General features: G+C 35.4%; 6 protein-coding genes. 5 read left to right on the top strand and 1 reads right to left on the bottom strand.

The window, feature by feature from the left end:
• Positions 1 to 112: 112 nt before the first annotated feature.
• Entirely contained in the window at positions 113 to 688 is a 576-nt protein-coding gene (locus ACFCYN_RS06240) for a LemA family protein (RefSeq protein ID WP_172447230.1), read from the top strand.
• The gene (locus ACFCYN_RS06235; RefSeq protein ID WP_172447229.1) at positions 685 to 1,410 is read left to right on the top strand and encodes a TPM domain-containing protein; all 726 of its coding nucleotides are present in this window, start codon (positions 685 to 687) and stop codon (positions 1,408 to 1,410) included. Before ACFCYN_RS06240 ends, ACFCYN_RS06235 begins: the two co-directional genes overlap by 4 nt.
• Positions 1,411 to 1,581: 171 nt before the next feature.
• Here the strand turns inward: ACFCYN_RS06235 and acsA are convergent, their stop codons facing one another.
• A complete protein-coding gene (gene acsA / locus ACFCYN_RS06230; protein ID WP_172447228.1) occupies positions 1,582 to 3,300 on the bottom strand; it encodes an acetate--CoA ligase in 1,719 nt (572 codons plus the stop codon).
• A gap of 180 nt (positions 3,301 to 3,480) precedes the next feature.
• On the opposite strand from acsA, the gene ACFCYN_RS06225 reads away from it, so the two are divergent.
• From ACFCYN_RS06225 to ACFCYN_RS06215, 3 genes are read left to right on the top strand one after another with little or no spacing between them, the layout of a single operon-like run.
• Complete coding sequence (locus tag ACFCYN_RS06225; protein WP_172447227.1) at positions 3,481 to 4,113, top strand: GNAT family N-acetyltransferase; 633 nt, start codon at positions 3,481 to 3,483, stop codon at positions 4,111 to 4,113.
• A gap of 35 nt (positions 4,114 to 4,148) precedes the next feature.
• Entirely contained in the window at positions 4,149 to 4,790 is a 642-nt protein-coding gene (locus tag ACFCYN_RS06220; protein ID WP_375948212.1) for an acetoin utilization AcuB family protein, read from the top strand.
• Entirely contained in the window at positions 4,790 to 5,962 is a 1,173-nt protein-coding gene (locus tag ACFCYN_RS06215) for an acetoin utilization protein AcuC (protein WP_172447800.1), read from the top strand. Before ACFCYN_RS06220 ends, ACFCYN_RS06215 begins: the two co-directional genes overlap by 1 nt.
• The last annotated feature ends 38 nt before the right edge of the window (positions 5,963 to 6,000 follow it).

The raw sequence follows: 6,000 nt of genomic DNA, 5'->3' as shown, positions 1-6,000 counted from the left end.
ATATAAATTGTCATGCAATTTTTGAATAAAAATGCTTTAAATCAAATAATATGGTTAAATATTAATATTAACATCTTTAAAAATACATATTTTGGAAATGGAGTGTTTTTACTTGAAAAATAAAGGTATGTGGATTGCTTTAATTATTGTAGTAGTTCTTGTCCTTATGGGTGTTGGTAGCTATAATGGCTTTGTTACAAAAGAAGAGACTGTAACAAATAAAATGTCTCAAGTCGATAATCAACTTAAACGTCGTTCAGATTTAATACCAAACTTAGTAAATACAGTAAAAGGATATGCAACACAAGAAAAAGATGTGATTGCTTCTGTAACGGATGCACGTGCAAAATTAGCTGGCGCACAAACGACAGCTGAAAAAAGTAAAGCTGACCAAGAATTGTCTGGAGCTCTTAGTAGATTATTAGTAGTTGTAGAAAACTATCCTGATTTAAAATCAAATCAAAATTTCCAAGCTTTAATGGATAGCTTAGAAGGAACAGAAAATCGATTAGCTGTTGCTCGTAAAGACTATAATGATGCTGTAACTGATTACAATCAAAAAATTAAAAAATTCCCAGGTGTACTTGTAGCTGGAATGTTTGGTTTTGAGAAGAAGGATTACTTTGAAGTATCTGAAAAAGATAAAGCTACACCAGAAGTTGATTTTAGTGGCGATGGTAATAAATGAGAAAATTTCTCTCATCAATCTTCCTAATAGGATTTCTATTTTCCTTTGCAACTGGAGCGAGTGCTGAAATTAAAATACCCTCTCAAGTAGGTGACATTTATGTACAAGATTATGCAAATGTTCTTAACAGAGAAGATACACAAACGCTCATTCAATTAGGAAGAAAATTAGAAGATACTACTTCCGCTCAACTGGCAGTTTTAACAATTCCAAGTTTAGAGGGAAATGATATTAAAGAATATGCTAATACAGCATTTCGCAAATACGGATTAGGTAATAAAAAGAAAAACAACGGTGTTCTTCTGCTTTATGCCAAAAAAGACAGAGAAATAAGAATTGAAGTTGGGTATGGTTTAGAAGGCGTTGTAACAGATATCCGCACTGGCAAAATACTCGACCAAAGTGCCATTCCATATTTAAAAAAAGGTGAGGAGTCTCTCGCAATAACGAACACATACAAATCATTGTATACTGTTATTTTAAATGGCTCTGATCAAACTGGTCATTCTAAAACTAGTACGTTATGGGATAATTTAAAAGTTTTCATTATCATTGCGGTTGTGATCGTAATCATCATCATTGATATGATGTTTTTCAATGGAGTACTTACTTACTTCATCATAAATTTATTACCGGCTCTTTTAAATTCATCAGGCGGTGGCGGCAACAGAGGCGGTGGCGGCGGAAGTTCCGGTGGCGGTGGCTCCGACCGGAAATTTTAAGCAACAAAAAACCATTGGAAAATTTTCCAATGGTTTTTTTGCACATTAAGAAAGTATAAATTGGCAGCGGAGAAGAAAAAACGACGTAGTTTCCAATTTTAGAAATTAAGTATAAGTGCAACTACCCCTCTGTCTTCGCCTAAAGGCTCGCCAATCGGCGAGTTTTCTTTATTAATCTTCCATAGTTGATAAGTCACCTGTTGGAAGATCTAACTCCCAAGCTTTCAATACTCTTCGCATAATTTTTCCGCTTCGAGTTTTTGGTAATTTATCTCGGAATTCAATTTGTCTAGGTGCCGCATGTGCTGCTAATCCTAACTTTACAAAATTACGGATTTCTTCCTTCAGTTCGTCTGAAGCAACATAACCATCCCTTAAAGCAACAAATGCTTTAATGATTTCACCACGTACAGGGTCTGGAATGCCGATTACACCTGCTTCTGCAATTGCAGGATGCTCAACAAGCTTACTTTCTACTTCAAATGGACCTACTCGCTCACCAGAAGTCATAATTACATCATCCACTCGTCCTTGGAACCAGAAATATCCATCCTCATCCATATAAGCTGAATCACCTGAAACATACCACTCATCATTCAAGAAATACGACTGGAATTTAGCTTCATTATTCCAAATTGTATTCATCATCGATGGCCAACCTTTTTTAATCGCTAGATTCCCCATTGTATAAGGAGCAACTTCATTACCATTATTATCGACAATAGCTGCTTCAATGCCAGGGAATGGTTTACCCATTGAACCTGGGCGAATTGGCATACATGGATAGTTACAGATTAGTGAAGCTCCAGTTTCTGTCATCCACCAGTTATCATGAATGCGTAAATTAAATACTTTCGCACCCCAACGTACTACCTCAGGATTTAAAGGCTCACCAACGCTTAAAATATGACGAAGAGAGCTTAAATCATATTTCTTAATAGAATCTTCTCCTGCACCCATAAGCATGCGGAAAGCTGTAGGTGCGCTGTACCAAACCGTTACGCCAAATTCTTGAATTGTTTCATACCAAGCGTCTGGACTGAAACGACCACCTAATATGACGTTAGAAGCACCATTTAACCATGGCCCAAAAATACCATATGAAGTACCAGTTACCCAACCTGGATCCGCTGTACACCAATAAACATCATCTTTTTGTAGATCCGTCACCCATTTACCAGTTTGATAGTGTTGGATCATTGCTTGTTGAACATGAAGAACTCCCTTTGGTTTGCCAGTTGAACCAGAAGTATAATGTAAAATTAAACCATCATGACGGTTTAACCAAGTAATCTCAAAATCCGTTTTTGCCTCTTTATAACGAGTTTTGAAATCTACAAATTTACCACCTTCTTCAATATCATCACCGATAAGGAAGATTGTTTTTAAAGCAGGTAAATCATTAACTGGTACACGTGATAATAATTCAGGCGTTGTTACTAATACCTTAGCTTCACTATCTTCTAAACGATCCTTTACTGCACCTTCCATAAATGCTTCAAACAAAGGTCCAACAATAGCACCTAATTTTAAAGCTCCTAAAAGAGCAAAATATAATTCAGGTTGACGAGGCATAAAGATAAATACTCGGTCACCTTTTTCAACATCACCGAATTGCTTTAACACATTAGCAGCTTTGTTTGAATTATTTTTCATTTCTTCAAAAGTATATTTTTCATTTCTCTTATCATCTTTGTAATACAATGCAACTTTATCTTTACGATCAGAATTTGCATGACGATCAATCGCCTCGAAAGCTACATTATACTTTTGTGTTGTATACCAAGAAAACTCTTTTTCAACATCTTCCCATTTAAAATTTTTATAAGTTTCCTCATAGTTTTTTAAATTAAATTGCCCGTTTTTCACAGGAAGCGCTTCCACTTTCATATAAATCCCTCCTTGATATTCTCTACTATCATTATACATTGATAAGATTAAATTTTCAGTATTTTTAATAAATTAGACATTATTTACTATTAGACATCTACTGATTTTTTTCCTGTATGTCTTTTCTGCATTTTTTAGTATGATATAAAAAAAGGTGTATTCTACAGGGAGTGAGATACATTGGATCACCCAAAAAAATATTTTTCAAAAACGATTCAAACTGAGCATGGTGAGTTAGTTATAGAAGGACCAGTCGAGTCTGCCTTACTTAAAACATACCATTTTCATGAAAACTTAACTTCTTTTAGACAACCCGAACAACAACATAAAGCAGTTGTTGAAATTGCTAGTTTACCTGAAGCAAGAATAATCATTGCTAGACTTAATCAAACAATCGTAGGATACGTAACATATTTATATCCAGACCCACTAGAAAGATGGTCGAAAACTACATTAAAAAATTTAATTGAGCTTGGTGCAATTGAGGTAATACCTGAATTCCGAGGTTTTTCGGTTGCCAAAAACATGCTTATTCTATCGATGCTAGATGATGCAATGGAAGATTATATTATTATCACAACTGAGTATTATTGGCATTGGGATTTAAAAGGCACAGGATTAAATGTATGGGAATATCGAAAAATGATGGAAAAAATGATGAATGCGGGTGGACTGATTCAATTTGCAACTGATGATCCTGAAATCTGTTCACATCCAGCAAACTGTTTAATGGTTAGAATTGGAAAACGAGTAACAACTGAACAAATTCAAGCGTTTGACGCTTTACGCTTTTTACAAAGATATATGTACTAATTGAACTTTAATCTCGAAAGGTAGGATTTAATCGAATGCTTATTCAAGATATCATGCGCAGTTCAAACATTACGTTAAAAAAGGAAAATACAATCGGTGATGCAGTTACGATTTTTCGTACAGGAGAAGTTCGTCATATTCCAATTATTAATGACGACAAACAAGTAGTTGGAATCATTTCTGATCGTGATGTCCGAGATGCTTTACCTTCGACATTATTTCAACAAGCCAGTTCGACTGTTCTTGAAGTACAAGTTGAAAAAATTATGACGACTAATGTCATAACTTGCAGTCCAATAGACTTTGTAGAAGAGGTAGCAACCTATTTCTATCAATATAAAATAGGCTGTTTACCAGTGGTATCTAGCGGAAAATTAATAGGAGTCGTTACTGAAATCGATGTATTACATACATTAGTAACGTTAACAGGAGCATATCAGCCTAGCTCCCAAATTGAAATCTTAGTCCACGACCATCCAGGTATTTTAAGTGATGTAGTAAACGTATTTTCAAGAGAAAATATTAATATCGTAAGTGTCTTAGTTTATCCTGCAAAGGAAACTAATCATAAAGTTCTTGTATTTAGAATACAGACAATGAACCCCATCACAATCATTCAAACTTTAAAAACTGAAGGATATAAAATCCTTTGGCCAAATGAAGAGAGTGAATCATGATGAAAAAGGATGCCTATTTAGTTTATAGCGAAGAATACCATGCATATCAGTTCAACGAAAAACATCCATTTAACCCGATTCGCTCACAATTAGTTTATGAATTATTAAAATCTAGTAATCTATTAAATGAATACGATATTATTCCACCAAGATTAGCAACAGATGAAGAACTTCTTCTTTTTCATGATTTACAATTTATTGAACAAGTAAAAAAAGCAAGCCGCGAACCGGTTAATGCTAATATCGCTGAACAATTTGGATTAGGCACTGAAGATACACCAATTTTTAAAAATATGCACGAAGCTAGCTCATTAATTGTTGGTGGAACACTAACTGCCGTTGACGCAGTTTTAGAAGGTAAATCTAATCATGCTTTTAATTTGGGTGGTGGGCTCCATCACGGTTTTAAACGAAAAGCCTCTGGTTTTTGCGTTTATAACGATTGTGCCATCGCGATCAAATACATACAAAAAAAGTACGGCTTAAAAGTTCTATATGTAGATACAGACGCACACCATGGCGATGGAGTTCAATGGGCATTTTACGATGATCCAACTGTTTGCACATTGTCCATCCATGAAACCGGTAGATATTTGTTCCCTGGGACAGGTGCTGTAACCGAAAGAGGACAAGGCAAAGGATTTGGTTACTCATTTAATCTCCCAATTGACGCATTCACTGAAGACGATTCATTCCTATCAAGCTATAAAAAAGCTTTATCTGATATAGCACAATACTTTAAACCAGATGTTATTCTCACACAAAATGGCTCTGATTCACACTGTTACGATCCATTAACACATCTCTGTACAACAATGAAAACATTTGAAGAAATCCCAAAAATAGCACACGAAATCGCCCATAAATATTGCAACGGAAGATGGATTGCAGTTGCTGGCGGAGGATACGATTACTGGAGAGTAGTACCAAGAGCCTGGTCACAAGTATGGCTAGCGATGACAAATCAGCAACCAACTTCCGAACTAATACCGGATAATTGGCTTGAAAAATGGCAGAAAATTGCTAATGTTAAGTTACCCACAACATGGTCAGACGACCCATCAATCGTAAAACCCATCCCAAGAAAAAAGGAAATCGAAGAATATAACGAACAAATATTGTACCGTGCACTTGAGCCATTACACATTCAACAAAAGAAACCATTTATTTAAATGTTACACGCTGTCAGAGGGAGTAACTCGACGGCGTG

Origin of the sequence: Gottfriedia sp. NPDC056225, from assembly GCF_042267765.1 — a bacterium.
GTDB lineage: Bacteria > Bacillota > Bacilli > Bacillales > Bacillaceae_G > Gottfriedia.
Note: the sequence above shows the minus strand (reverse complement) of the source record. Positions and strands in the feature narration are given on the sequence as shown.